The 24,554-nt window shown below is 64.4% G+C and carries 24 protein-coding genes; 11 read left to right on the forward strand and 13 right to left on the reverse strand.

The annotated features are described in order from the left end of the window. The 3 genes from fabI to AX703_RS07420 all read right to left on the reverse strand — a co-directional run. Window positions 1–787, reverse strand: a 787-nt coding sequence (gene fabI, locus AX703_RS07410; protein ID WP_062343492.1) for an enoyl-ACP reductase FabI, incomplete at its 3' end; no start/stop codon positions are given. Continuing rightward, on the reverse strand, window positions 784–1,782 hold the full coding sequence (locus AX703_RS07415) for a YihY/virulence factor BrkB family protein (RefSeq protein ID WP_039337858.1): 999 nt from the start codon (window positions 1,780–1,782) through the stop codon (window positions 784–786). The genes AX703_RS07415 and fabI, both read right to left, overlap by 4 nt. Window positions 1,783–1,830: 48 nt before the next feature. Next, window positions 1,831–2,781, reverse strand: coding sequence for a DnaJ C-terminal domain-containing protein (locus AX703_RS07420; RefSeq protein WP_062343476.1), 951 nt, complete (start codon window positions 2,779–2,781; stop codon window positions 1,831–1,833). Window positions 2,782–3,003: 222 nt separating this feature from the next. Between AX703_RS07420 and pdxH the strand changes: the two genes are divergently transcribed. The 3 genes from pdxH to AX703_RS07435 are packed head-to-tail and all read left to right on the forward strand — an operon-like array spanning window position 3,004 to window position 5,429. Next, window positions 3,004–3,615 carry a pyridoxamine 5'-phosphate oxidase gene (pdxH, locus tag AX703_RS07425; RefSeq protein ID WP_062343477.1) on the forward strand — a complete coding sequence of 204 codons (612 nt, stop codon included), beginning with the start codon at window positions 3,004–3,006 and terminating at the stop codon, window positions 3,613–3,615. A gap of 10 nt (window positions 3,616–3,625) precedes the next feature. Then, a complete protein-coding gene (locus AX703_RS07430; RefSeq protein ID WP_039337833.1) occupies window positions 3,626–4,603 on the forward strand; it encodes a cation diffusion facilitator family transporter in 978 nt (325 codons plus the stop codon). Between the two features lie 10 nt (window positions 4,604–4,613). Beyond that, window positions 4,614–5,429: a PhzF family phenazine biosynthesis protein gene (locus tag AX703_RS07435; protein ID WP_062343478.1), complete on the forward strand. Its 816-nt coding sequence runs from the start codon at window positions 4,614–4,616 to the stop codon at window positions 5,427–5,429. Between the two features lie 4 nt (window positions 5,430–5,433). Here the strand turns inward: AX703_RS07435 and AX703_RS07440 are convergent, their stop codons facing one another. Beyond that, the gene (locus tag AX703_RS07440; RefSeq protein ID WP_062343479.1) at window positions 5,434–6,558 is read right to left on the reverse strand and encodes a serine hydrolase; all 1,125 of its coding nucleotides are present in this window, start codon (window positions 6,556–6,558) and stop codon (window positions 5,434–5,436) included. Between the two features lie 71 nt (window positions 6,559–6,629). Here AX703_RS07440 and AX703_RS07445 point away from each other — a divergent pair, with 71 nt between their 5' ends. Continuing rightward, window positions 6,630–6,962, forward strand: a complete 333-nt coding sequence (locus AX703_RS07445) for a hypothetical protein (RefSeq protein WP_369820997.1) — start codon at window positions 6,630–6,632, stop codon at window positions 6,960–6,962. Between the two features lie 18 nt (window positions 6,963–6,980). Here AX703_RS07445 and mnmA read toward each other — a convergent pair whose 3' ends face one another. After that, window positions 6,981–8,120, reverse strand: a complete 1,140-nt coding sequence (mnmA, locus tag AX703_RS07450; RefSeq protein ID WP_062343493.1) for a tRNA 2-thiouridine(34) synthase MnmA — start codon at window positions 8,118–8,120, stop codon at window positions 6,981–6,983. Window positions 8,121–8,268: 148 nt separating this feature from the next. Here mnmA and AX703_RS07455 point away from each other — a divergent pair, with 148 nt between their 5' ends. The 6 genes from AX703_RS07455 to AX703_RS07480 all read left to right on the forward strand — a co-directional run bounded on the left by AX703_RS07455 (window position 8,269) and on the right by AX703_RS07480 (window position 15,459). Beyond that, a complete protein-coding gene (locus AX703_RS07455) occupies window positions 8,269–8,601 on the forward strand; it encodes a hypothetical protein (RefSeq protein WP_156451957.1) in 333 nt (110 codons plus the stop codon). 1 nt (window position 8,602) lies between these two features. After that, window positions 8,603–8,902: a DUF1153 domain-containing protein gene (locus tag AX703_RS07460; protein ID WP_039337836.1), complete on the forward strand. Its 300-nt coding sequence runs from the start codon at window positions 8,603–8,605 to the stop codon at window positions 8,900–8,902. 331 nt (window positions 8,903–9,233) lie between these two features. After that, window positions 9,234–10,406: an efflux RND transporter periplasmic adaptor subunit gene (locus AX703_RS07465; RefSeq protein ID WP_039337837.1), complete on the forward strand. Its 1,173-nt coding sequence runs from the start codon at window positions 9,234–9,236 to the stop codon at window positions 10,404–10,406. Between the two features lie 9 nt (window positions 10,407–10,415). Beyond that, a complete protein-coding gene (locus tag AX703_RS07470; protein ID WP_039337838.1) occupies window positions 10,416–13,613 on the forward strand; it encodes an efflux RND transporter permease subunit in 3,198 nt (1,065 codons plus the stop codon). Between the two features lie 107 nt (window positions 13,614–13,720). After that, on the forward strand, window positions 13,721–14,926 hold the full coding sequence (locus AX703_RS07475; protein WP_062343481.1) for a DUF445 domain-containing protein: 1,206 nt from the start codon (window positions 13,721–13,723) through the stop codon (window positions 14,924–14,926). Next, complete coding sequence (locus AX703_RS07480) at window positions 14,923–15,459, forward strand: GNAT family N-acetyltransferase (RefSeq protein WP_062343482.1); 537 nt, start codon at window positions 14,923–14,925, stop codon at window positions 15,457–15,459. Before AX703_RS07475 ends, AX703_RS07480 begins: the two co-directional genes overlap by 4 nt. Here AX703_RS07480 and AX703_RS07485 read toward each other — a convergent pair. From AX703_RS07485 to AX703_RS07500, 4 genes are all read right to left on the reverse strand, one after another. Next, window positions 15,446–17,137 carry an ATP-binding protein gene (locus AX703_RS07485; protein WP_231735435.1) on the reverse strand — a complete coding sequence of 564 codons (1,692 nt, stop codon included), beginning with the start codon at window positions 17,135–17,137 and terminating at the stop codon, window positions 15,446–15,448. The two genes, AX703_RS07480 and AX703_RS07485, sit on opposite strands and share 14 nt — an antisense overlap. Window positions 17,138–17,302: 165 nt before the next feature. Then, on the reverse strand, window positions 17,303–18,943 hold the full coding sequence (gene groL / locus AX703_RS07490; RefSeq protein ID WP_062343483.1) for a chaperonin GroEL: 1,641 nt from the start codon (window positions 18,941–18,943) through the stop codon (window positions 17,303–17,305). A 51-nt stretch (window positions 18,944–18,994) separates the two neighbouring features. Beyond that, the gene (gene groES, locus AX703_RS07495; protein ID WP_039337841.1) at window positions 18,995–19,282 is read right to left on the reverse strand and encodes a co-chaperone GroES; all 288 of its coding nucleotides are present in this window, start codon (window positions 19,280–19,282) and stop codon (window positions 18,995–18,997) included. Window positions 19,283–19,433: 151 nt separating this feature from the next. Further along, the gene (locus AX703_RS07500; protein ID WP_062343484.1) at window positions 19,434–20,810 is read right to left on the reverse strand and encodes an MATE family efflux transporter; all 1,377 of its coding nucleotides are present in this window, start codon (window positions 20,808–20,810) and stop codon (window positions 19,434–19,436) included. Between the two features lie 194 nt (window positions 20,811–21,004). On the opposite strand from AX703_RS07500, the gene AX703_RS07505 reads away from it, so the two are divergent. Further along, on the forward strand, window positions 21,005–22,453 hold the full coding sequence (locus tag AX703_RS07505; protein ID WP_231735436.1) for an ATP-binding protein: 1,449 nt from the start codon (window positions 21,005–21,007) through the stop codon (window positions 22,451–22,453). Between the two features lie 70 nt (window positions 22,454–22,523). Here the strand turns inward: AX703_RS07505 and rplL are convergent, their stop codons facing one another. The 4 genes from rplL to AX703_RS07525 all read right to left on the reverse strand — a co-directional run bounded on the left by rplL (window position 22,524) and on the right by AX703_RS07525 (window position 24,529). Beyond that, window positions 22,524–22,898, reverse strand: a complete 375-nt coding sequence (rplL, locus tag AX703_RS07510; RefSeq protein WP_039337844.1) for a 50S ribosomal protein L7/L12 — start codon at window positions 22,896–22,898, stop codon at window positions 22,524–22,526. Window positions 22,899–22,970: 72 nt separating this feature from the next. Beyond that, window positions 22,971–23,483: a 50S ribosomal protein L10 gene (gene rplJ, locus AX703_RS07515; RefSeq protein ID WP_039337847.1), complete on the reverse strand. Its 513-nt coding sequence runs from the start codon at window positions 23,481–23,483 to the stop codon at window positions 22,971–22,973. A 288-nt stretch (window positions 23,484–23,771) separates the two neighbouring features. Further along, window positions 23,772–23,999: a helix-turn-helix transcriptional regulator gene (locus AX703_RS07520; protein WP_039337848.1), complete on the reverse strand. Its 228-nt coding sequence runs from the start codon at window positions 23,997–23,999 to the stop codon at window positions 23,772–23,774. Continuing rightward, window positions 23,999–24,529, reverse strand: a complete 531-nt coding sequence (locus AX703_RS07525) for a DUF2975 domain-containing protein (RefSeq protein WP_062343485.1) — start codon at window positions 24,527–24,529, stop codon at window positions 23,999–24,001. Before AX703_RS07525 ends, AX703_RS07520 begins: the two co-directional genes overlap by 1 nt. Window positions 24,530–24,554: the final 25 nt, after the last annotated feature.

Raw genomic sequence — 24,554 nt, forward strand, 5'->3', positions numbered from 1 at the left:
CCGGCGCGTCTTCCTGCTTCATGCCGACAGTGTGATAGCCGGCATCAACGTGATGCGTCTCGCCAGTCACGCCCGATGACAGGTCGGACAGCAGGTAAAGACCCGCACCGCCCACGTCCTCGATCGTGACATTCCGGCGCAGCGGGCTGTTCAGCTCGTTCCACTTGAGGATGTAGCGGAAATCGCCGATGCCGCTGGCGGCCAGCGTCTTGATCGGACCTGCCGAAATCGCATTCACGCGCACGCCCGAAGGCCCGCAGTCGTTGGCGAGGTACTTCACGCTGGTTTCCAGCGCCGCCTTGGCCACGCCCATCACGTTGTAGTGCGGCACGACCTTTTCCGCGCCGTAATAGGTCAGCGTCAGGATCGACCCGCCGTTCGGCATCATCTCCATGGCCCGCTTGGTCACCGCCACGAGGCTGTAGGCCGAGATGTTCATGGTCATCAGGAAGTTGTCGAGCGTGGTGTCGTAGAACTTTCCACGCAGCTGGTTCTTGTCGGAATAGCCGATGGCGTGGACGATGAAGTCGATCGTCGGCCACTTCGCCTTCAGTGTTTCGAACGTCTGGTCGAGCGCGGCCATGTCGGACACGTCGCATTCGATCAGGAAATCGCTGCCAAGGCTCGCGGCCAGCGGGCGCACGCGCTTCTCCAGCGCTTCGCCCTGGTAGGAAAAGGCCAGTTCCGCGCCGTGTTCGTGAAGCTGCTTGGCAATGCCCCAGGCGAGCGACTTGTCATTGGCGAGGCCCATGATCAGGCCGCGCTTGCCTTCCATAAGTCCAGTCATGCGTCAGTGTTCTCGCTTCTTGTCTCGTTCCCGGCGCTCGTGCGCGATGCGCGTGCGCGATTGTCAGCCTGGCCCAGCATGTCGCGCTCTTCCGGTGTTTCGGCAAGTGCGGCGTTGAGTTCGGCCCCCACCACCATCCCTAAGCCCACCAGCCAGAAAAAGAAAAGGGCGATCATCACCCCGGCGAGACTTCCGTAGGTGAGATCGTACGAAAAGAACGTCCGCAAGGCGGTGGGCAGCAGCGTCGTCACTACAATCCACCAGATCGTCACGAACAGCGCCCCCGGCCATTTCGGATAGCCGCGCCCGCGATAGGCGCCGGGGGTCAGCGAAATGAACAGCAGCCACAGCGCGCCATAAAGAACCACGGCGGGAATGAAGCGCGAAAGGGCCAGGCTGCCGAGGATATCCGCGAATTGCGGCAACCATGCCTCGATGACTTCCTGCGCAGCGCCGATCACGACCTGTGCGAAAATGGCGAAGAGAATGAGGACGACCGACGCCAGCGTGATTCCGGTCGATGCCAGCCGGTATCGCCAGAAGGCATGTTCCCAGCGCGTGCCATAGGCGCGGCGCAGGATGTCCCGGATCGTCTCGACCAGACTGCCCACTGTCCACAGGCCGAAGATTCCGCCGATCCACAGGAGCCAGCCGGTACGCGCTTCGATCACGCTGCGGGCAACCGGTTCGATGGTCGTCGCAACGACCGGAGGCAGGGCGATGAGCACCGTATCGATTGCGGCCGCGCGCTGGCTCGCCTCGCCGATAAACGAGAACAGCGCGGCCCCGGTAATGAAGAACGGGAACAGCGCGATGACGATCATGTAGGCAAGATTGCCGGCATGGATCGAACCGTCATTGAAGACGCCGGTCCACACGCGCTTGATCACTTCCCAGGCCCTGCTCCCTGGGCCTAGCCTTTCGCGGGCCTCGGCAAGTCCGGAGCGCCAGCGCAGCGCTTCGCGCCGCCGTGCTTCGGGCGAAAGATCCGGCATGTCGACAAGCGGGCGGGGCCCCGGCGGGGTCTGGCCGGGAGCGTTCACTCAGACACCAAGCTTGTCACGAAGGTTGCGCATGTCCGCCCAACCCTCGAGACGTGCTTTCAGGTCCCCGTCATCGGCAGGAATGTCGATCTGCAGCGTCACCAGCTGGTCGCCGCGGGTGCCATCCTTGCGGGTGAAGCCCTTGCCCTTGAGGCGCAGCGTCTTGCCGCTCGAACTGCCCGGAGCCACGGTCAGCATGACGGCGCCATCGACTGTCGGCACCTTGACCTTTGCTCCGTTCAGCGCCTCGGCAAGGCTGATCGGCAGGGCGAGCCGGATGTTGTCGCCGTCGCGCTCGTAGAAGGGGTGGCTGCCGATCTCGATAGTGACGATGGCGTCGCCGTTGCCGCCGGGGCCGGGTTCGCCCTTGCCACCCAGCCGCATCTGCTGGCCGCTCTCGAGCCCTGCAGGCAGCTTCAGGTCGATGGTCTTGCCGTCCGACAGGGTGATGCGCTGGTTGGCGCGCGTCGCTGCATCGACGAACGAGACCTGCAGGCGGTAGTTCACATTGGCGCCCTTGGGCGGAGGACCGCGGCGCGCCCCGCCACCCATTCCACCCATTCCACCCATTCCGCCGCGACCGCCGAACAGTCCTTCGAAGATGTCGCCGATATCGACTCCCTCGGCGCCGCCGAAGCCGCCTTCGAAGCCGCCGTCATGGCGGAAACCGCCCTGGTGCCCGCGAAAGCCGCCGCCTCCGCCGAAGCCACCGCCGAACGGGCCGGTCGGATTGCCTTCTGCGTCGATCTCGCCACGATCGAACTTGGCCCGCTTGTCCTTGTCGGACAGCAGGTCATAGGCGCGGGTCACTTCGGAAAAGCGCTCCGCCGCCTTGGGGTTGTCCTTGTTGGTGTCCGGGTGCAGTTCCTTGGCCAGCTTGCGATAGGCGGACTTGATGTCCTTCTCGCTTGCGTTGCGCGGAACCCCCAGGGTGGAATACGGATCGGCCATGGCACTCTAGCTAGGATTTGCAAGCGTTGCCCGCAAGGTTGCCTTTCCTACATCGCAGCAGAAGAGTAGGCCGGTCTCCATGCAATTGATCCCGGTCATGGAAAACCGCTCCCGCCATGCCAGACACCTCATGAAGGCAGGGAGCCCGGTCGTTCAGAAAACCCCGCCGGAAAGTTTTCTCTGGACTGTGTAAACCCCGTAAACCCCTTTCAGGAAATTCCAGTGCAACCTGAACAGACTTCCGACGCGATCCCCCATGCCGATCCGCTCGCGATCTTCGAATCGTGGTATGCTCAGGCGCAGGCCAGCGAGCCCAATGATCCCAACGCCATGGCGCTGGCGACATCTACGCCCGACGGCCATCCCTCGGTGCGCATGGTGCTGCTCAAGGGCCACGGCCCGGACGGCTTCGTGTTCTACACCAACTTCCACAGCCGCAAGGGCGGCGAATTGGCGGCAAATCCCCACGTCGCGCTGCTGTTCCACTGGAAGTCGCTGCGCCGCCAGATCCGCATCGAGGGTTCGATTGCCGAAGTCACGGCTGCCGAGGCCGATGCCTATTTCGCCAGCCGCCATCCCGAATCGCGCCTTGGCTCGGCCGCATCGGACCAGTCGCGCCCGCTGCCGGACCGTCAGGTCTACCTCGACCGGGTCGATGCGTTGCGGCAGCGCTATCCCGATGGCAACGTGCCGCGCCCGGCGCACTGGTCGGGCTACCGCGTAACCCCTGTCGCAATCGAGTTCTGGCAAGACCGCGATTACCGCCTGCACGAACGTCGCCGCTTCGTGGCCGACGGAGCAGGCGGCTGGACCAGCACCCTGCTTTACCCCTAAGGCACCCGCCATGGACATGACCCGCGCCGACACCCACGCCGACCTCAACCGCAAGGCTGCGCTTGCCAGCATTTCGGTGGCGGTGCTTCTCGTCGGCATGAAGGCGTGGGCAGTGCTCTCGACCGGGTCGACTGCCATGCTCGGCAGCCTTGCCGATACCGCGCTCGATCTGGTGGCGAGCCTTGCCACCTTGCTCGGCGTGTGGGTCGCCTCGCAGCCTGACGACCACAACCACCGCTTCGGGCATGGCAAGGCCGAAGCGCTGGCGGCGATGTTCCAGGTCGTGCTGATCTCGATCTCGGCCATCGGCCTTGCCTTCCGTGCGGTCGGGCAGTTCCTCGGGCAGGCGCAAGTGGCCGAGGCGGAGTCGGGCGTCGTTGTCTCGACCATCGCGCTCGGCGCGACCCTGGCACTGCTGGCCTACCAGCGCCACGTCATCCGTCAGACCGGCAGCCTGGCGATCAGCACCGACAATGTGCACTACAAGTCCGACCTGTTCCTCAACCTCGCGGTCATCGCCGCGCTGGTGCTCGACACTTATGTAGGCATCAAGGGTGCCGACGCGGTGTTCGCATTCGGCATCGCGCTATGGCTGGCGTGGGGCGCGTGGGGCGCATCGCAGGAAGCCGTCGATCAGCTGATGGACCACGAATGGCCGCTCGAGAAGCGCGAGCGTTTTCTCGAAGTCGTCGCCCAGCACCCTGAGCTCAAGGGCCTGCACGACTTGCGCACCCGCACCAGCGGCAACCGCGATTTCGTCCAGTTCCACGTCTGGGTCGACGGACGCATGACCGTGACCGAGGCGCACCGTGTTATGGACGAGATCGAGGACAAGCTGATGGCGGAGTTCCCCGGCGTCGAGATCCTCATCCACCCAGACCCCGAAGGGCTGGTCGACGAGGACATGATGGGCGCCGAGAACCTGCTCAGCCCCGGTCCCGATGGCACCAGCCCGGCCATCCTCGCACAGGGTGCGCCGAACACTTGAGGACAGCCGCGTGACCGATTCCCGAGTTCCCTACTTCCACGTCGATGCTTTCACCGCCCGCGCCCTGGGTGGCAATCAGGCGGCGGTGATGATGCTCGATGCCTGGCCTGACGACGCAACGCTTCAGGCGATCGGCGCGGAGAACATGTTCGCCGAAACCGCCTTCCTCGTGCCCGATCAAACCGGCAGGGCCGATTTCGAGCTCCGCTGGTTCACCCCTGCTGTCGAAGTGGCGATGTGTGGCCACGCCACGCTGGCATCCGGGCACGTCGTGCTGGCGCAGGACCCGATGCGGGGCCGTGTCACGTTCTCGACGCGCAAGGCCGGCGTGCTCGAGGTTGCGCGCGATGGCGATCGCTACGTGCTTTCGCTTCCGGCCGTGCCCACGGCTCCCGGTGCGTTCGACGATGCGGTGCCTCTGCTCGGGCCGGGCAAGCCGATCGACGTCTGGCAGGGCGATGGCTACAACATCTTTCATTACGCCACGGCTGACGAAGTCCTCGCACTCGCGCCGGATTTCAAGGCCCTGCTACGGTTCGGCGACACGCAGTTCATCGCCACCGCCGCGGGCAGCGGACATGCCTCGGGCGCAGACATCGTCAGCCGCGTGTTCGTGCCGGGTGGCGGGATTGACGAGGATGCCGCCACCGGATCGGCCCACGCTGCGCTCGCGCCGTACTGGGCAAGCAAGCTCGGGCGCGCGACATTCTCGGCGCATCAGGCCTCGGCACGCGGCGCGGACTTCGTCTGCCGCCTCGAAGGTGACCGCGTGTTGCTGGGCGGCGATTGCGTGACCGTGGTCGAGGGGCTGTTCCGCCTGCCGTGAAGCCTCAGCGGTAGAGCGCCACAACGTCCGCCAGGCCGTCCACCAGCGGGGCCAGCTGTTCGTCCGGCGTCTTGCCGAGGCGCACCACGGTAAGCCCGCGGCTCGGGCTGACGATCACGTACTGGCCAAGATGGCCGATGCAGGCGAACAGGTCCTTAGGGCCACGATCGGGAAACAGCGAGGATTCGCCGTTCGTAGGGGTTCGGTTGAGCCAGATCTGCGCGCCGTACTGCGCCTCGCGCGGTGAGGGCGTGACCATGAACTCGATCCACTGCCGCGGGATGATCTGCGCGCCCTTGACCGAGCCCTTGTTGCGCAGAAACTCGCCGAACTTTGCCCAGTCGCGCGCGGTGCCGTGGATCAGCGAACCGCCGATCAGCGTGCCCGCGGCGTCGAATTCGGGCAGCATCGATTTCATGCCAGCCGGTTCGAACAGGCGGGTGCGCAGGTAATCGGCCACGGCCTGACGGCGATTCTCCGGGTTCGGCGCGGGCGAGAGCACGCGCGCTGCGAGATCGGCGAGGATCACGCTGGTCGCCGAAGAGTATTCGAACTTGCGGCCGGGCTCCGCTTCGAGCGGCTGGTCCTCGGCATAGCGCGCCATGTCGTCGCGACCGTCGAGGAACAGCATGCGCACTTCGTCGGATTCGTAGACCGGATCGATCGCTTCGGAATGGCGCAGGCCCGACCGCATCTGCAGCAACTGGCGAAGCGTGATCTCGCCGCGCGGATCGCCGGGGCGCTGCCACGCCGGAACCGGCGCGGTCTCGTCCAGCCGCAGGCGCCCATCGGACACGAGCATCCCGATCATCACGCCGGTGACCGACTTGGCCATCGACCAGCTGACGAAGCGGGTATTCTCGTGATAGCCCTCGGCGTATCGCTCGGCGACGATGCGGCCGTTCTTCATCACGATGACGGCGCGCGTCTCGCCCATCTCTGGCGCGAACAGGGCGTCGACCGCGCGGGCCAGCTTTTCGCGACCGGTGCCGGGGTCCTTGACCACCGCCTTCATCGCTTCTTCCGAGATGGGCGGCGGACCTTCGGCCTCATTCGTCCCCCGCGAACAGCCAGCCACGGCTGGCAGCAGCGCAAGGGTCAGGATAAGGGAGAGCGAGCGGCGGGCCATCGGGCCAGTCCTTTCGACCAGAATCGGCAGTCATGGCAACCGGCAACCACAGTTCCCCCACAGCTCCGTCATTGACGATCGCACCCAAACGCAGCTGGCGCTGGCGCGCGCTGCTGATCGCACTGGCTCTGCTGCTTGCGGTGCTGGCGACGTTCTGGACCGCAATTCGCGGCTATGCGACGACCGGGGCAAGCTATGGCGCGCGCGTGGCATGTTCGTGCCGCTTCGTCGGCGGGCGCGAACTGTCGGATTGCCGCAAGGATTTCGAGCCGGGAATGGAACTGGTGTCCCTGAGCGAGGATGCCGAGGCCAAGAGCGTGACAGCGCGCTTCGCCCTGCTGTTCAGCCAGACCGCAACCTATCGCAAGGGGCCGGGCTGCGTGCTCGAGCCGTGGAAGAAATAAGGCGCAAGAATTGAAGCTTCAGGCGTCCCAACGCTCGGTCGAATCGATCCAGCCGCCGCCGACCACCCGCTCGCCCGCATAGAGCACAGCGGCCTGCCCCGGAGCGACGCCGTACTCGGGCTGCATGAAGCGGATCGTTGCGCTGGCGCCTTCGCCGAACGGACCTTCCAGTTCGACCGGTACGGGCTTTGCCAGCGAGCGCACCTTTGCCGTCAGCGGTCCCGCCGGGAGCGGGCCGATGCGGTTGGTTTCCGTGATCTTCGCGCGGCTGACTGCCAGCATCGGACGCGGCCCCACCAGCACGCGGCGCTGCGGCGCATCGAGACCGATCACGTAGAGCGGTTCGGGCTGTCCGCCGATCTCGAGGCCGCGCCGCTGGCCCACGGTATAGTGGATGATGCCGCGATGGTGCCCGAGCACTCCGCCACTGGCAGCATGGACGATCTCGCCGGGCGCGTCGCCTTCGGGCCGGACCGACCGCACGATCTTCGCATAGTCGCCATCCGGCACGAAGCAGATGTCCTGGCTGTCGGGCTTGGCGGCGACGACGAGGCCCATGTCCTCGGCGATGCGGCGCGTTTCGGTCTTCGGCAGGCCGCCCAGCGGGAAACGCAGGAAATCGAGCTGGGCCTCGGTCGTGCCATAGAGAAAGTAGGACTGGTCGCGCGCCGGATCGAACGCACGGTGGAGTTCGGGGCCGTCGGCACCGACCACGCGGCGCACGTAGTGACCGGTCGCCAGGCAATCTGCACCCAATTCGCGGGCCATCGCCAGAAGATCGGTAAACTTCGGTCCCATGTTGCAGCGAACGCAGGGAATCGGAGTCCGACCGTTGAGATAATCATCGGCAAAGCGCTCGACGACTTCCTCGCGGAAGCTGGATTCGTGGTCGAAGACGTAATGGGCGATGCCCAGGCGGTCGGCCACGGCACGTGCATCGCGGATGTCGTCACCGGCGCAGCATGCGCCCTTGCGCCCGGTCGCCGCGCCATAATCGTAAAGTTGCAGGGTAATGCCGATCACTTCGGCCCCGCTTGCCGCAGCAATTCCCGCCACGACCGAACTGTCGACGCCGCCGGACATGGCAACGACGATGCGCCGCGCCTTGACCGGTTGGGGCAGGTCGAAGAGGTCTGGAAGTGTTGCCGTGTCGAGCATGAGGCGCGCCATAGTCGGTTTGGCGCCGCAGCGCAAAGCGTGCGGCAGGAACACGGATTCGGACCGTCACAAGATTAACAACAATTAAACGGCCCCTTTACCGGACCTTAGCCATCTCGCGCCTAGAAGCACCGCGATGGATATGAGTTTGAACGATCATGCGGCGTTTTTCGGCGGCGATACGGTTTCGACAGCCGGGTCCGGGTTGCGTCCGCTGTCGTGGCACGGGCTGTGCGCCCGCATCGCCGCAACGCAGGATCTGCGCCGATCGATGTGTGCGGAAGGCGAAGATGGGCTCGCCGAGGAAGGTGGCAGTTTCCACAGACTCACCGCCGCCTTCATTGCGTCGAACGTATGGGGCAATCCACCGCATGAACGGGTCGTTAACCCTAAGTCTTCAGCGAATGGCAAAGCAGGACTGGGCACATTCGCCGCCGATATGACCGTGACGCGGCAAGGCCGCGCCGAAGCACGAGACTGACATGATCGAGAACCAGAAAATCCGTCCGGCACAAGTCATCGGCCCGCTCGGCGAACCCCTGACGCTCGACAGTCTGCCGCCTGCCAACACCACGCGCTGGGTGGTCCGGCGCAAGGCGGAAGTCGTAGCGGCAGTGAACGGCGGGCTCCTGACCATCGACGAGGTCTGCGAGCGCTACAACCTCACGCTCGAGGAGTTCGCATCGTGGCAGCGCGCGGTCGACCGCTCGGGCATGCAGGGCCTGCGCGTGACCCGGATCCAGCATTATCGCGACCTGTACGAGCGACAGCTCAAGTATTGATCGCAACAACCAGCTCCATCCGCGGCGGCCGCTTCCTTCGGGAGGCGGCCGTTGTTCTTTGGGGCATCTGTTCCGTTGTTCGCTTGCACTGCAAAGGTATCCGGCGGGTTACAAAAAGTTACAGGTGCAAGAAAGACACGGTGTCCATTTCGGCATAAGTCCTTCGTCGAGACGGAATTGCGCCTCGTCGGAAGGGTAGCTATTGCAATGCAATGACCTGCCATACGGCGGTGCCGCATGCTTGCGGCAAGTGCGTTATGAATGTAACACACCTACTCGAATTTCAAGGGGCCTGCCCTCGCCCCGCCGCGGGACGAAGGCATTGACGAACATGAACTACGAAACGACGATCAACGCCGACAATACCGTCTCGCCCGCTTTTGACGGAGAGGGCGATGGTCGGCTGTCGTCCCGACGCATCTGGATCATCGGTGCAGCGGTTCTGGCGGTTCTGGCAGCAGCGTGGTTTCTCATGCACCGGGGCGATGGCAATGCCGCTGCCGATGCGCAGGAATCGCAGGCGCAGGTCGTGACCGTCGTGGTGCCCGGTACCACCACCATCGCTGGAACCATCACGGCCAGCGGCACGATTGCCGCGAGGCGCGAGATGCCGGTCGGGGTTGCCGGGGAAGGCGGGCAGATCGTGCAGGTGCTGGTGGATGCGGGCGACTGGGTCCGTGCAGGCCAGGTTCTCGCTGTGATCGACCGGTCGGTCCAGGGCCAGCAGATCGCGAGCCAGGCCGCCAATGTCGAAGTGGCCGCCGCCGATGCCCGGCTGGCACAGGCCAACCTCGATCGTGCGCTGAAGCTGGTGGAGCGCGGATTTATCTCAAAGGCAGACATCGACCGGCTCACCGCCACCCGCGATGCCGCCAATGCACGGGTGCGGGTGGCAAGGGCCAGCCTTGGCGAACTCGGTGCCCGCGCTGCGCGTCTGAATATCGTCGCGCCGGCGGCGGGTCTTGTCCTGACGCGTGCGGCCGAACCGGGCCAGATCGTTACCCCGGGTTCTGGCGTTCTGTTTTCCATGGCGCGTGACGGGCAGATGGAAATGCAGGCCCGCCTTTCGGAATCCGACCTTGCGCGTCTTGCGGTGGGCGCGAGCGCGGAAGTCACGCCTGTCGGCACCGACCGCAAGTTCTCGGGTCAGGTCTGGCAACTCTCGCCGACGATCGACCAGACAAGTCGCGAAGGGATCGCGCGCATTGCCCTTGCCTACGACAAGGTCCTGCGCCCCGGCGGCTTTGCCACCGCAACGCTGGTTTCCGGGACAACGAACGCGCCGCTTCTGCCGGAATCGGCCATCCTCAGCGACGATAAGGGGTCCTACGTCTTCGTCATCGACCAGGATGACAAGGCGGTTCGCCGCCCGGTGAAGACCGGTCAGGTCAGTGCGAAGGGCATCGCCGTCGTCGAGGGCCTTTCGGGCCGCGAGCGGGTGGTGCTGCGGGCCGGCGGCTTCCTCAATCCGGGGGACAAGGTCCGGCCGGTCGTTCAGAAATAAGGGCTGGCGATGAACTTCCAGAACATCTCGGCCTGGTGCATCCGCAACCCGGTCGTACCCATCGTCCTGTTCCTCGGGCTTACGCTCGCTGGCCTCGTCTCGTTCATGCAGATGAAGGTCCAGGACAACCCGGACATCGAATTCCCGGTCGTCATCGTGCAGATCAGCCAGCCCGGCGCTGCTCCGACGGAGATCGAGAACCAGATCACGCAGCGTGTCGAATCGGCCGTGCGATCGATCGCCGGTGTCGACACGCTGACGTCGACTGCCTCCGAAGGCAGCAGCCAGACGCAGGTCCAGTTCAAGATCGGCCAGGACATCAACGCCGCGGTCAACGAGGTCAAGAACAAGGTCGACCAGATCCGTTCCGACCTGCCCGAGGGCATCCTCGAGCCGCAGGTGTTCAAGGTCGAGACCTCATCCAACCCGATTGCCTACTTCGCGGTCGCGGCGGACGACATGACCATCGAGCAGCTCTCGTGGTTCATTGACGATACGATCGCCAAGCGCCTGCTGACCGTGCCCGGCATGGCCGAGGTCAGCCGTTCGGGCGGGGTCAATCGCGAGATTGCCGTCACGCTCGATCCGATGAAGATGACAAGCCTCGGCGTCACTGCAAGCCAGGTCAATGCAGCGCTGCGCCAGGTCAACATCAACGCGGCAGGCGGCAAGACCGAAGTGGCCGGCTCGCGCCAGTCGGTTCGCGTCCTCGGCAATGCGAAGACCGCGTACGAACTGTCGCAGACCGAGATCAGCCTCAGCGGCAATCGCACGGTGCGTTTGGCCGACGTTGCCGATGTCAGCGATTCCTATAGCGAACTGACCTCGATCGCGAAGTTCAACGGCAAGCCTGTCGTGACCTTCTCGTTTTCGCGTGCGCGCGCGGAGTCCGACGTGTCCGTCTATGACGGTGCGCTCAAGGAAATGGAGAAGATCAAGCAGGAGCAGGGCGGCAAGATCCACTTCGAGCTCCTGTTTACCTCGGTCATCCAGACCAAGGATCAGTACCGTTCGTCGATGAACGCGATGGTCGAAGGCGCTGTCCTGGCGGTGGTCGTGGTGTTCCTGTTCCTGAGGGACTGGCGCGCGACGATCGTGTCGGCGCTGGCCATTCCCCTGTCTTCGATCCCCACGTTCTGGGTCCTTGACCTGATGGGCTTCACGCTCAACCAGATGTCGCTTCTGGCGCTGGGGCTTGTCGCGGGCGTACTGGTCGATGACGCGATCGTCGAGATCGAGAATATCGTCAGACACATGCGAATGGGCAAGACCGCCTATCAGGCGGCGATCGACGCCGCCGACGAAATCGGTCTCGCGGTTGTGGCGACGACGTTCTCCATCGTAGCCGTGTTCTTTCCCGTGGCGCTCATGCCCGGCGTATCCGGCCAGTTCTTCAAGAACTTCGGCCTGACCGTGGTCATCTCGGTCCTGTTCTCGCTGCTGGTCGCGCGCATGATCACCCCGATGATCGCGGCCTATTTCCTGCAGGCGCACGGCGAGGCGGAGCATGGCAGCGGGCCGTGGATGGACAAGTACATGAAGGTGCTGGGCTGGTCGCTCGATACCTCGAAGGCGAGGGCCTACCGCGCCGAGCATCCGCGCCGCCGCTTCCGCGCGCGCTTGCGCGACCACCGGTTGTGGATGATGGGCATCGGGGCCGGTGCCTTCGTGCTGACCATCGTCATGTTCATGTCGATCCCGGCACAGTTCTTCCCCGACGCCGACAGCGATTCGAGCACGGTCACCATCGAAATGGTCCCGGGCACGACCTTGCAACAGACCGAGCGCAAGGTGGGCGAGGTCGTCGACCTGCTCGCCAAGCAGCCCGAGGTGGAATCGCAGCTGGCCTCGGTGCGGGAGGGGCGCGGCAACATCTATGTCAACCTCCGGCCCGACCGCGAACGGACGAGCCTGGTCTTCGAACGCGAATTGACCCCGCAATTGCAGTCCATCTCGGACATCCGGGCGAACTTCCAGGCCCAGGGGCCGAGCGGTCCCGGTGGCGGTTCGGGCCGACCGATCAGCATCATGCTGGCCGGGTCCGATCCAGAATTGCTGCAGAAGACCGCACAGACGCTGGTCGATCAGATGAGCACGCTGCCGCTCGTCGTGGCCCCGCGCATCAGTGCCGACTTGCGCCGGCCTGAAGTGATCATCAAGCCAAGGCTTGATCTTGCGGCGAGCCTCGGCGTGACAACGCAGACGCTGAGCCAGGTGATCCGCATCGCGACTCAGGGCGAAATCGACCAGAACAGCGCCAAGTTCTCGCTGTCCGATCGTCAGGTTCCGATCCGCGTGAAGTTGCCGGAAGCCTCGCGCCGGGACCTTTCGACGCTGGAGAACCTGCCGGTTCCGACCGCTTCGGGTGGATCGGTTCCGCTGTCGCGCGTGGCCGAGATCGAATTCGGTTCGGGGCCGACGCAGATCCAGCGCTACAACCAGAGCCGCCGCGTCTTTGTCGGTGCGGACTTGCCTCCGGGCGTGGTCAAGGGCGATGCAATGAACGCCATCGCGAAGCTGCCCGTAATGCGAAATCTGCCGCAGGGCGTTTCCAACACTGCGGCAGGCGAAGACAAGTTCCAGGCCGAGCTGATGTACAATTTCGTCATCGCCGTCGCTTCGGGCATCTTGCTGGTGTTTTCGGTACTGGTGCTGCTCTACCACCGCTTCATCTCGCCGCTGGTGAACATGGGGTCGCTGTTCCTCGCCCCGCTGGGCGGCTTGCTGGCGATCGGCCTGATGGGGCAGGCGCTGTCTCTGCCCGTGTTCATCGGCATTCTCATGCTGTTCGGCATCGTGGCGAAGAACTCGATCCTGCTGATCGACTTCGCGATCGAGGAGATGGCCACCGGGAAGGCCAAGCTCGAGGCCATTACCGAAGCCGGGCACAAGCGTGCGCAGCCGATCATCATGACCACCGTGGCCATGGTTGCCGGCATGATCCCGACCGCGGTTTCGGTCGGCGGCGATGGTGGATGGCGTGCTCCGATGGGCGTCGTGGTGATCGGCGGGCTCACGCTGTCCACGGCCTTGACACTGCTGATCGTGCCGGCGGGCTTCAGCCTTGCCGACGGTCTCGAGAAGCGCGTCGGGCCATGGCTCGCCCGCAAGGTTCTCGGGCATGAGCCGGCACCAAGGCCCGTTGCCAAGCCGATTGTACCAGCCACGCGGAACGAACCGCAGCACGAGGCATTTCCGGCGGAGTGACCGCCAGATCGCAACAGCCCGTCGAAGCAGCGCCTTCGAACCCCAGCGGACCCGTCCGCATCGGTAGAGGGCGCGCCATGCCAGTGGTGGTTGATCGTGCCCGGCGGATGCGTATCGTCGCCACCTGCCTGCTGGTGGCGATGGCGCTGATCTATGTTGCCACTCGACGGTATGAGGGACTGCATCCGGCAATCGGCTTCATCCGGGCCTTTGCCGAAGCGGCGATGGTCGGTGGCCTGGCGGACTGGTTTGCGGTAACCGCGCTGTTTCGGCATCCGCTCGGGCTGCCAATCCCGCACACGGCGATCATACCCGAAAACAAGGACCGCATCGCCGATACGATGGCATCGTTCCTGCAGGCCAATTTCCTGACTCCGCAGGTTGTCGCGCGCCGCATGGGGGCGGTCAACGCCGCCGCCGCCGCCGGTGCGTTTCTGTCCGATCCGCGGACGGGGGAAAGCCGCTTGCGCGATGGCGCGGCAGGGTTGCTGGCCGATGTGCTGGAATCGCTCGATCCCGATGAACTTGGCGGTCTTGCCAAAGGCGCATTGCGGACGCAGCTGGAGAAGCTGGAACTGGCGCCATTGCTGGGCCAGCTGCTGGGCGCGGCAATCGCCGATGGGCGGCACATGCCGGTCATCGAAAGCCTGATCCGCAAGGCTGCAGAGACGATCGAGGCAAACGAGCCTCTCATCCAGTCAACCATTCACGAGCGCGCCAACACGATCCTGCGCTGGACAGGCCTTGATGAAAAGCTGGCGAATGCCATCCTCGATGGCCTTTACAAGCTTCTGGCCGAAACGCTGGTCGTCCCCGACCACCCGTTGCGCCGCAAGATCGAGGAAGGTCTGGCAACGCTTGCCGACGATCTGGTGAACGACGCCGATATGCGCGCGAAGGTCGAACGGATGAAGCACGAGGTGCTGGCCAATCCCGCATTCGGCCGGTGGCTGGACGGATTGTGGGAACGTGGCAGGATGCGCCTCCTGCAGGTCGTCCGCAACCCGCGCGGCGCGCTGGGCGGCCAGTTGGGGGCAAGCCTTGCCGAGCTTGGCAATGCGCTGCAGCGCGATGTGCGACTGCAGAAGGTGGTCAATCGCTTTGCCCGGCGGACGCTGGTCGGCGTGTCGACGCGCTACGGCGCGCAGATCGTGCGGCTCGTGTCCGAAACCGTGAAGCGGTGGGACGCCCGCACCGTGACTGATCGCATTGAAGGGGCGGTCGGCCGGGACCTGCAGTTCATCCGCATCAACGGCACCCTGGTCGGTGGACTCGTTGGCCTCGTGTTGCATGCGATGGACGTAATGTTGTGAACGAGCTGCCGCAGTTGGAGACGGATCGGCTGATCCTCAGAGTGCCGGGGCGCGACGATTATCTTCTCCTGCGCGATCTTGTCGCCGATCCCGAAGTGCATCGGTTCCTCGGGCCTCGGCCGGAAGACCCTACCACAGACATGTTTTCGCGTGCCCTGCGCGGGGCTGGCTCATGGCAGCTCTACGGCTACGGCATGTTTCTCGTGCACGAGAAGGGCAGCAATGCCTTCGTCGGGCAAATGGGCCTGTTCCATTCACTGCGCGGCTTCGGCAAGGGGCTTGATGACGTGGTCGAGGCAGGGTGGATCGTGGCGCGGACCTTCTGGGGCCGTGGCTATGCAAGAGAAGGCATGGAGGCGGCGCTGGACTGGTTCGACCGCACTCATGAGCCGCGCCGCATCGCTTGCATGATCGAGCCTGAGAACCATTCGTCCGTGCGACTGGCCGAGCGTCTTGGCTTCGTTCGTTATGACGAACATACCTTCGAGGACGAAGCGGCTGTCGACCTCTACGAGCGGGTCATAGAGAGCTGACTGCAGGAGACGGCACTCCAGAGGGATGGGCTAGATTGCCGGCGAGCAGGCGCGCAGCCTGTCGCTGGAGTTCCTCGATGGGGAAGGGCTTGGTCAGGACCGCGGTTCGATCCTCCAGACGGGCATCGTTCTGCAGCACTACGCTGTCGGCGTAACCTGTCACGAACAGGACGCCTAGATCAGGCAGGCGGCGGCGCGCCTCGTCGGCAACCTGTCGGCCGTTGAGCCCGCCTGGCAGGCCCACGTCGGTGACAAGCAGGTCGATATCGGGGTAGCGATCAAGCACGGCGAGCGCCGCTGCGCCATCGGCAGCTTCGATGCAGCGCATGCCGATCATGGCCAGCGCGTCGAGCATCATCATGCGCACGGTAGGTTCGTCGTCCACGACCAGCACGGTGGCATCGGGCGGCGTATCGAGGCCACGGATGTCTGCGTGCTCCACGACATCTTCGAGCGCAGCATCGTGCCTCGGCAGGTAGATCCGCACTTGCGTGCCCACGCCCTGCGTCGAACGGATCCGGACAATGCCGTTGCTCTGGCGTGCAAAGCCGTAGACCATTGACAGGCCCAGGCCTGTTCCCTTGCCCGTGGGCTTGGTCGTGAAGAAGGGTTCGAACACGCGGTCGAGATCTTCGTCGGCAATGCCCACGCCGGAGTCGGACACGGTGAACGTCATGTAGTCACCGGATGGAAGACCCCGGCTGCGCGCATCGTCCTCGTCCAGCGCGAGATTGAGCGTCGAGATGGCAAGCGTGCCGCCGTCCGGCATCGCGTCGCGGGCATTGATGCACAGATTGAGCAGTGCGTTCTCGAGCTGGTTGGCGTCTACCAGCGCGAGCCAGAGTGCAGGATCGAGATCGGTTTGCACGGCAATCTGCGGCCCCATGGTGCGCCGGACGAGTTCGATGAAGTCCTCGATCAGGCGATTGGCATGTGTTGCCCGCGGCGACAGGGTCTGGCGACGGGAAAACGCAAGCAACCTGTGGGTCAGTGCTGCAGCGCGTTGTGCGGCGCCAAGCCCTGCTTCGACATAGCGTGGCACCTCGTCACTGCGGCCTTGGTTCACGCGCCGGCCTACCAGCTCGAACGCGCCGGTTATACCTGCCAGGAGGTTGTTGAAATCGTGCGCGAGGCCACCGGTCAACTGGCCCACCGCTTCCATTTTCTGCGCCTGGCGCAGGGCGTTCTCGGCCTGCTCACGCTGCGCGAGCGCATCGGCAATCCGCTGTTCGAGCGTTTCATTGAGCTGGTGCAAGGCGCCTTCGGCCCGGACCCTCTCGGTCACGTCCTTGAACAGGACCGCGACCAGCCGATCCTCGAACGTGCCGATGCGGAACGACGAAACCTCGAGGTGGCGGTTGGTTGCGACCAATTCGTTGCGGAACCGGATTGGCTCGCCCGTGTGCAGCACCTTGCCGTAGAAGGCGATCCAGTCATCGGCCTCGTCAGGCACCATGTCGCGCAAGTGCTGCCCGACTACGTTCGGAATTCCGGTGTGCCGCTCGTAAGCAGGGTTGGCGAGGACGTGGACATAGTCACTGAGGGGGCCGTGGGGCCCATCGAGGAACTTGATGACGCAAAAGCCATCGTCCATGTTCTCGAACAGGATGCGATAGATCTCATGGCCGACAGCGGGCGCGCGGAAAGACGGATCCGCTACGGCGACGCCGTCTTTCACGGATGGATCGATTCAGGCGAGCAGGATTGGGCGCAGTCCATCGCATGCCAAACGCAGTTCATCGCAGCTTGTTCCCGCGTCCTGCCAAAAGGGGCGGGAAAACGAAAAAGGCCGGAAGGATTGCTCCTTCCGGCCCAATTCGTGTCAGCTTGAACAGGCGTGGACTTAGAAGTCCATGCCGCCCATGCCGCCCATGCCGCCCATCGGCGGCATCGCGGGCTTGTCGTCCGGCTTCTCGCTGATCGCCGCTTCGGTGGTGATCAGCAGGCCCGAGACCGAGGCAGCGTCCTGCAGGGCAGTGCGCACGACCTTGGTCGGGTCGATCACGCCGGCAGCCTTGAGGTTCTCATAGGTGTCGGTCGCGGCGTTGAAGCCCTGGTTCTCGTCGTTCTCGCGCAGCAGGTTGCCGGCGACGACAGCACCGTCGTGACCCGCGTTTGCAGCGATCTGACGGATCGGGGCCTGGATCGCGCGGCGCACGATGTCGATGCCCTTGGTCTGGTCGTCGTTGGCGCCCTTGAGGCCGTCGAGAGCCTTGGTCGCATAGAGCAGCGCGGTACCGCCGCCCGAAACGATGCCTTCCTCAACCGCAGCGCGGGTGGCGTGGAGAGCGTCGTCGACGCGGTCCTTGCGCTCCTTCACTTCGACTTCGGTCGCACCGCCGACCTTGATGACGGCAACGCCGCCAGCAAGCTTGGCCAGACGCTCCTGCAGCTTCTCACGGTCGTAGTCCGAAGTGGTGACTTCGATCTGCGCACGGATCTGCTCGACGCGGGCCTTGATCTCGTCGGCCGAACCGGCACCGTCGACGATCGTGGTGTTGTCCTTGTCGATGGTGACCTTCTTGGCCTGGCCGAGCATGGCGAGCGTGACGCTCTCCAGCTTGATGCCGAGGTCTTCGGAGATCATTTCGCCGGCGGTCAGCGTGGCGATGTCGCCCAGCATGGCCTTGCGACGGTCACCGAAGCCCGGAGCCTTGACGGCAGCGATCTTGAGGCCACCGCGCAGCTTGTTGACGACGAGGGTCGCCAGCGCTTCGCCTTCGATGTCTTCGGCGATGATCAGCAGCGGGCGGCCCGACTGCACAACCGCTTCGAGGATCGGCAGCATCGCCTGGAGCGACGAGAGCTTCTTCTCGTGGATCAGGATGTACGGGTTCTCGAGCTCGACCGTCATCTTTTCCGGGTTGGTGATGAAGTAGGGCGAGAGGTAGCCGCGGTCGAACTGCATGCCTTCGACGACATCGAGTTCGAATTCGAGGCCCTTGGCCTCTTCCACGGTGATCACGCCTTCCTTGCCGACCTTTTCCATCGCCTCGGCGATCTTCTGGCCGACTTCGGTGTCACCGTTGGCCGAGATGATGCCGACCTGGGCGATTTCGGCCGAGCCTGCGACCGGGGTCGAACGCGCCTTGAGGTTCTCGACGACCTTGCCGACGGCGATGTCGATGCCGCGCTTGAGGTCCATCGGGTTCATGCCCGCAGCAACCGCGGTCATGCCTTCGCGAACGATCGCCTGGGCGAGAACGGTCGCGGTGGTGGTGCCGTCACCGGCCGCGTCATTGGCCTTCGAGGCCACTTCGCGCAGCATCTGGGCGCCCATGTTCTCGAACTTGTCCTTGAGTTCGATTTCCTTGGCGACCGAAACACCGTCCTTGGTGATGCGGGGCGCGCCGAAGCTCTTGTCGATCACGACGTTGCGGCCCTTGGGGCCCAGCGTGACCTTCACCGCGTCGGCGAGGATGTCGACGCCGCGCAGAATGCGTTCACGAGCGTCGCGCGAAAAGCGTACGTCCTTGGCAGCCATTTCTCGTTCCTTTGAATGTCTTGAGTTGATTCAGGAAATCCGGGGTTCGGCTCAGCCGATCACGCCCAGGATGTCCGATTCCTTCATGATCAGCAGGTCTTCGCCCGAAACCTTGACTTCGGTGCCGGACCACTTGCCGAACAGGACGCGGTCGCCGACCTTGACGTCGAGCGGGGTGATCGTGCCGTTTTCGGCGCGAGCGCCGGTGCCGGTGGCGACGATCTCGCCCTCAGCGGGCTTTTCCTTGGCGCTGTCGGGGATGATGATCCCGCCGGCAGTCTTTTCCTCGGCTTCGACGCGGCGTACGAGCACGCGATCGTGCAGCGGACGGAAAGTCATGGGTTGCTCCCTCTTCCAAGTTAAAAAATGAGCCTTGGCACTCTCAAGGCGAGAGTGCCAGCGGGCGGCATATGGGTGCCGGTGGAAGGGGCGTCAATGGGTCTGGCGCAGATTCTTTTCACGCAGATGAACAAATCGGCGAAGCGCACCGTCAGGCCGGCAGGAGCCCCAGCTTCGCGCGGTTTGCCCAGCGCCAGTGCATCAGTCCGGCAACGAAGATCAGCCCGACAAGCAGGCCGAACCACACGCCCAAGCCACCAAAGCCGGTAAACAGACCCAAGCCCAGCGCCGTGCCCACGCCTGGCACCCAGTAGCCGAAGATTGCGATGAGCATTGGCACGCGGGTGTCCTGCAATCCCCGCAGCTGGCTGGCCCCGACTGCCTGCGCGCCATCGAACAGCTGGAATGCAGCTGCAACCATCATGTACTGCAGTGCCAGCGCCACGACCGTCGCGTTCTGTGGGGCAGCAGGGTCAATGTAGAGCTGCAGGAGCTGAAGCGGGAACAGCAGCATGACGGCGGCCGACAGGGCCATGAAGCCAATGCCGAGTTGAGTCGCCACCCGGCCAGCTAGGGCGATGGCCGGGTTGTCGCCCGCGCCATAAGCGAGGCCGACGCGGATCGTCGCCGCCTGGCCGACGCCAAACGGTACCTGAAAGGCGATTGCCGCGAATTGCAGGGCCAGCGTATGTGCGGCCAGCTCGACTTCGCCGATTCTGCCCATCAGGAAGGCCGCGCCGTTGAACATGCCGGCCTCGGCGATGATCGTGCCGCAGATCGGCAGGCCGATCTTCAGAACATCCGCGAACCGCGTCCATTCGGGCTTCCACCACCGGCCAAGCAGGCGATAGCGGTGGAGCCTTCGATCGAAGCGTATCACGACGACGAACGCCAGCAGCATCGCCACGCTGGTCAACACGCTGGAGATCGCGGAACCAAGCAGGCCCAGTTCGGGCGCCCCCATGTGGCCGAAGACGAAGAGCCAGTTTCCCAGAGCATTGATCGCCACCGCCATGCCGGTGATCGCGGTGCCGATGCCGGGCCTGCCGAGCGTTGCTACAACGGTGCGGAGAAGCGCTGCAAGGACTGCGGGAATCGCGGCCCACATCAGCACCTGCAGGAAGGGAACGGCGCGCGCGATCACGCCAAGGTCCTGCCCGGTGATGCGCATCAGGGGCCCGCCGAGCATGCACACACCGATCGCGACGAGGGAGGCAAGCAGGCCAGCCCAGGCAGCCATGCGCACCGTGCGGCGCACTTCGCGAACTGCGTGCCGCCTTCGCCCAAGTTCCGCCGCGATCAGTGGCGATGCGGCACCGACGAGGCCCGTCAGGCTCCATACCAGCAGACCGAACAGCGAAACCGACAGCGACGAGGCTGCCAGCGCTTCCGGCCCGAGCCGCGCCACGAACACGACATCGACCGCGAAGACTGCCATCTGCAGGAGGTTGGCACCGACAAGCGGCGCGGCGAGCCGCAGCATCGCCCGCAGTTCGTCGATCCATCTGTGAGGCGGCCGTTCAAACATGGGACGCGCGGTGTAGGGCCGGGGGGCCCGGAAGGAAAGCGCTGTGTGACCGAGTCGCGGCAGGCCATGGCGCCACGCGGTCCAAGGGCCGTGGGCAGAAACTCCGCCATGAGCCAAGCGCCGTCACAAATCCATGATATATGTGGATTTCATGCGGCTTGATGTCACAAATCATGTCCGCGTGGCGGCAATGGTTGACCCACTCCCCGGTCAGTGACAGCGTTCTGCCGATGGAAGGGTTCGGCCAATGGGCAGACCGGCTGCGCATGGCACGCAAACCGGCGGCGCGGGCGCAAGGCGGCATCGGTCGCCTTCGCGCGCTTGTCGATGCGCACCCGCCGCATGGACCGAATCTGTCGCGACTGGCGGTGCGCGCAGCGACGCTTCTGCTGGTCATGGCCGCCGTCCAGGCCGTGGCGAGCCTCGCCTTCTACGATGTCATCGACAAGGAGACGCTGCGCGAGGATCACGCTCGGCGCGTTGCCGAACTGCTCGTGGTCAGCAACCGCGTGCACGAACTGCATCCGGACGCACTCGGCACGATCATGAGCACGAGCCACCTGGAAGTCGCGCTGTCCAACTCGCCACAGGCGCTGGTCGGTCGCGAGGACGAAGCTGTCAGCGAGATCCGGGGGCACATTCTGCGCTGGGAGCCCACCTTGGCCGGGCAGCAGATCATGCTCGGACTTGAGCCGTCGCGCTTGGGCTACGGCAATCTCGTCGGAGCGATGCGGCTTCGAGACGGGCATTGGCTCAACTTCCGTTCGCGCGACGTGACCTCGGGCTGGCCGATTGCCCTGCGCGCCACGGTATTGACGCTGATCACGGCCGTAGTCGGCTTTGCCCTGTCGCTGTGGTCGCTGCGCATCATCACCCGGCCCTTGCGCGAACTGACCGACGCCGCCGACGCGATCGGCAAGGGGCAGGTCGTGCCGGTGCGCGAAAGCGGCCCCAACGACCTGCGCAGTCTCGCCCGGTCGATGAATGCCATGCAGGAGCGCATCGCGGCGATGCTCGAGGATCAGGCGCGATCGTTCGAGGCCATCAGCCATGATCTGCGCACGCCCCTCTCGCGCGTGACCATAGCCGCCGACCTGATCGACGATGCCGAGATTGCAGGCCTTGTCCGTGATGCCACGAGCGAAATGGAAGCCATGCTGATGTCTCTCCAGCGCTACCTCAGGGCTCAGCACCTTGCGCCTGAAGCGGTCATGATGGACCTCGGCCTCGCAGTGACGGACCTTGTCATGGGCAGCTTTGAAGGGAAGGCCGAGGTCGAGGTTACGCCAGGGGCCATGATCTGCACCTGGCGCGAGCCCTTGCTGATGGCCCTGCACCCGCTGATCGAAAATGCCGTGCATTATGGCGGCAAGGCAAAGGTCTGCGTCGAACCGGATGCGCAAGGCCGCTGGCATGTATTGATCGCCGATGACGGGCCGGGAATTTCCGAAGACCAGTTCGAACGGATTCTTGCGCCGTTCTACCGCATCGACGACGCGCGGGCGCGCGACACGGCAGGTTTCGGGCTTGGCATTCCCACTGCACATCGTCTCCTTGAGCGCTTTGGTGGCGCTATCAAGTTCGCACGCGCGGAAAGCGGTGGGCTGTTGGTCTGCGTGCGGGTCCCCGTCGCAACGGACTGACCACAAACGAAAAAGGCGGAGCTGAATGCCCCGCCTTTCCCTGTAACTTGTCCGGAAAACCGGAAGAAGATTACTTGACTTCGACGGTGCCGCCGGCTTCCTCGATCTTCTTCTTGATGTCTTCGGCTTCAGCCTTCGACACGCCTTCCTTGATCGCCTTCGGAGCGCCTTCGACCAGCGCCTTGGCTTCGGTCAGGCCCAGGTTGGTGATCGCGCGGACTTCCTTGATGACCTGGATCTTCTTGCCACCGTCGCCGGTGAGGATGACGTCGAATTCGGTCTTCTCTTCAGCGGCTTCAGCAGCAGCGCCAGCCGGAGCAGCAGCAACGGCAACAGCAGCAGCGGCGGAAACGCCCCATGCTTCTTCGAGAGCCTTGGCGAGGTCAGCGGCTTCGAGGACGGTCAGCTTCGAAAGTTCTTCAACGAGCTTGGCGATATCGGCCATGGTATTTCACTCCTGATCTTGTGGTGCCCACGCGCCCGAGTGGCGCGGCGAGCGTAAATCGAACGAACGGTCTTATGCGGCTTCCTTGGCGTAGGCGCCGAAGACGCGGGCCAGCTTGGCTGCCGGAGCAGTCGTGAGCTGGGCGATCTTCGTGGCCGGAGCCTGGATGAGGCCGATAAGCGTGCCGCGCAGCTCGTCGAGGCTGGGCATGGAGGCGAGCGCCTTGACCCCGGCTTCGTTGAGAACCTGCGAACCCATTGCACCACCGACGATTTCGATCTTGTCGGTGGTCTTGGCGAACTCGACCACTGCCTTGGCGGCAGCAACCGGATCGACAGAGGCGGCGATTGCGGTCGGACCGGTGAAGAAATCACCCAGACCTTCGTAATCGGTGCCTGCGACGGCAAGCTTGGCAAGACTGTTCTTCGCAACCTTGTAGGTCGCGCCCGCTTCGCGGATCTTCGTGCGCAGGGCGGTGGACTGGGCCACCGTCATGCCGAGGTTGCGGGTGATGACCACCGCGCCGGCCTCGCTGAAGACGCCGTTAAGGAAGGCGACCGAATCGGCTTTCTGCGAACGATCCATGCCATACTCCTTCACATGTGACTGAGCCGGGAGACCCGGACAGTCGGCTACGTTTGTCGATGGCCCGAAGACCACCGGCGAGTCCGTGACAAGGGAAGGAGGTGCGCCGTAAAGCGCGAGGGGCGCCACGATCCTTGCAGGAGCGAGGGGCCTTGAAACTCTTTTCCCCGTCTAGGCTGGAGATTAAGTGCAGGCAGATCCTGCACACCAACTGTCTCGGACGGATGATCGGCAAGGCCAAAGAGGCCCACCGGTCGGGCGGGCCTCTGGCGGATTCGCGCTGTGAAGTCAAGCTTCGGGGCTATCGCCGCCTTCCGGTTCATAGCCCAGAACGTCGCCGGGCTGGCAGTCAAGTTCCCGGCAGATCGCTTCCAGCGTCGAGAAGCGGATGGCCTTGGCCTTGCCGGTCTTGAGGATCGAGACGTTGGCGAGTGTCAGGTCGATGCGTTCGGCCAGTTCGGTCAGCGTCATGCGGCGGGCGTGGAGCAGGTCGTCAAGTTTGACATTGATCGGCATCACACGGTCCCTTCCAGGTCTTCGCGCATCTGCGCGCCGGTGCGGAACACCCGGGCGAGGATGAACAGGACGAGGGCCAGAAGCAGGCCGTTTGTCGAGAACTCGGCGTCGATGTTGACGGACCCCGCTTCGCTCGTGGCTTTCTCGAGCAGCGAGCCGACTACTCCCACGGGAAGCGAAAGAAGCTGGATAATGACCGACAACCACGCCATCGCCCGCAGACGCTCGGCGTTGTCCGGAATGAACGGATCGCCATCCTCCACCGTGCAGACGATGGCGCGAAGCTTCTCGACGAAGCGATGCATTGCGGCAAGCATTGCGGCGATCAGCGGAAACATTGCCAGAACGAGCCAGTAGGCTGATTCGCCTGCACCGGCCTTCGCCAGCTTTTCAGCGACCATGCCGTGCAGCCCTATTGCAGCGGCAAAGCCGATGCCGAGGCCGACCATGCCGATCACGATGACGACAAGCATGAACGTGAGCAGAGCCTTGGCCAATCCCAGAAGCGGGTCGGTGCGGAGTGTGGACATTGGATGGCCTCCTGTTGAGTGAGCG

The organism is Novosphingobium sp. CCH12-A3 (genome assembly GCF_001556015.1).
Taxonomy (GTDB): Bacteria; Pseudomonadota; Alphaproteobacteria; order Sphingomonadales; family Sphingomonadaceae; genus Novosphingobium; species Novosphingobium subterraneum.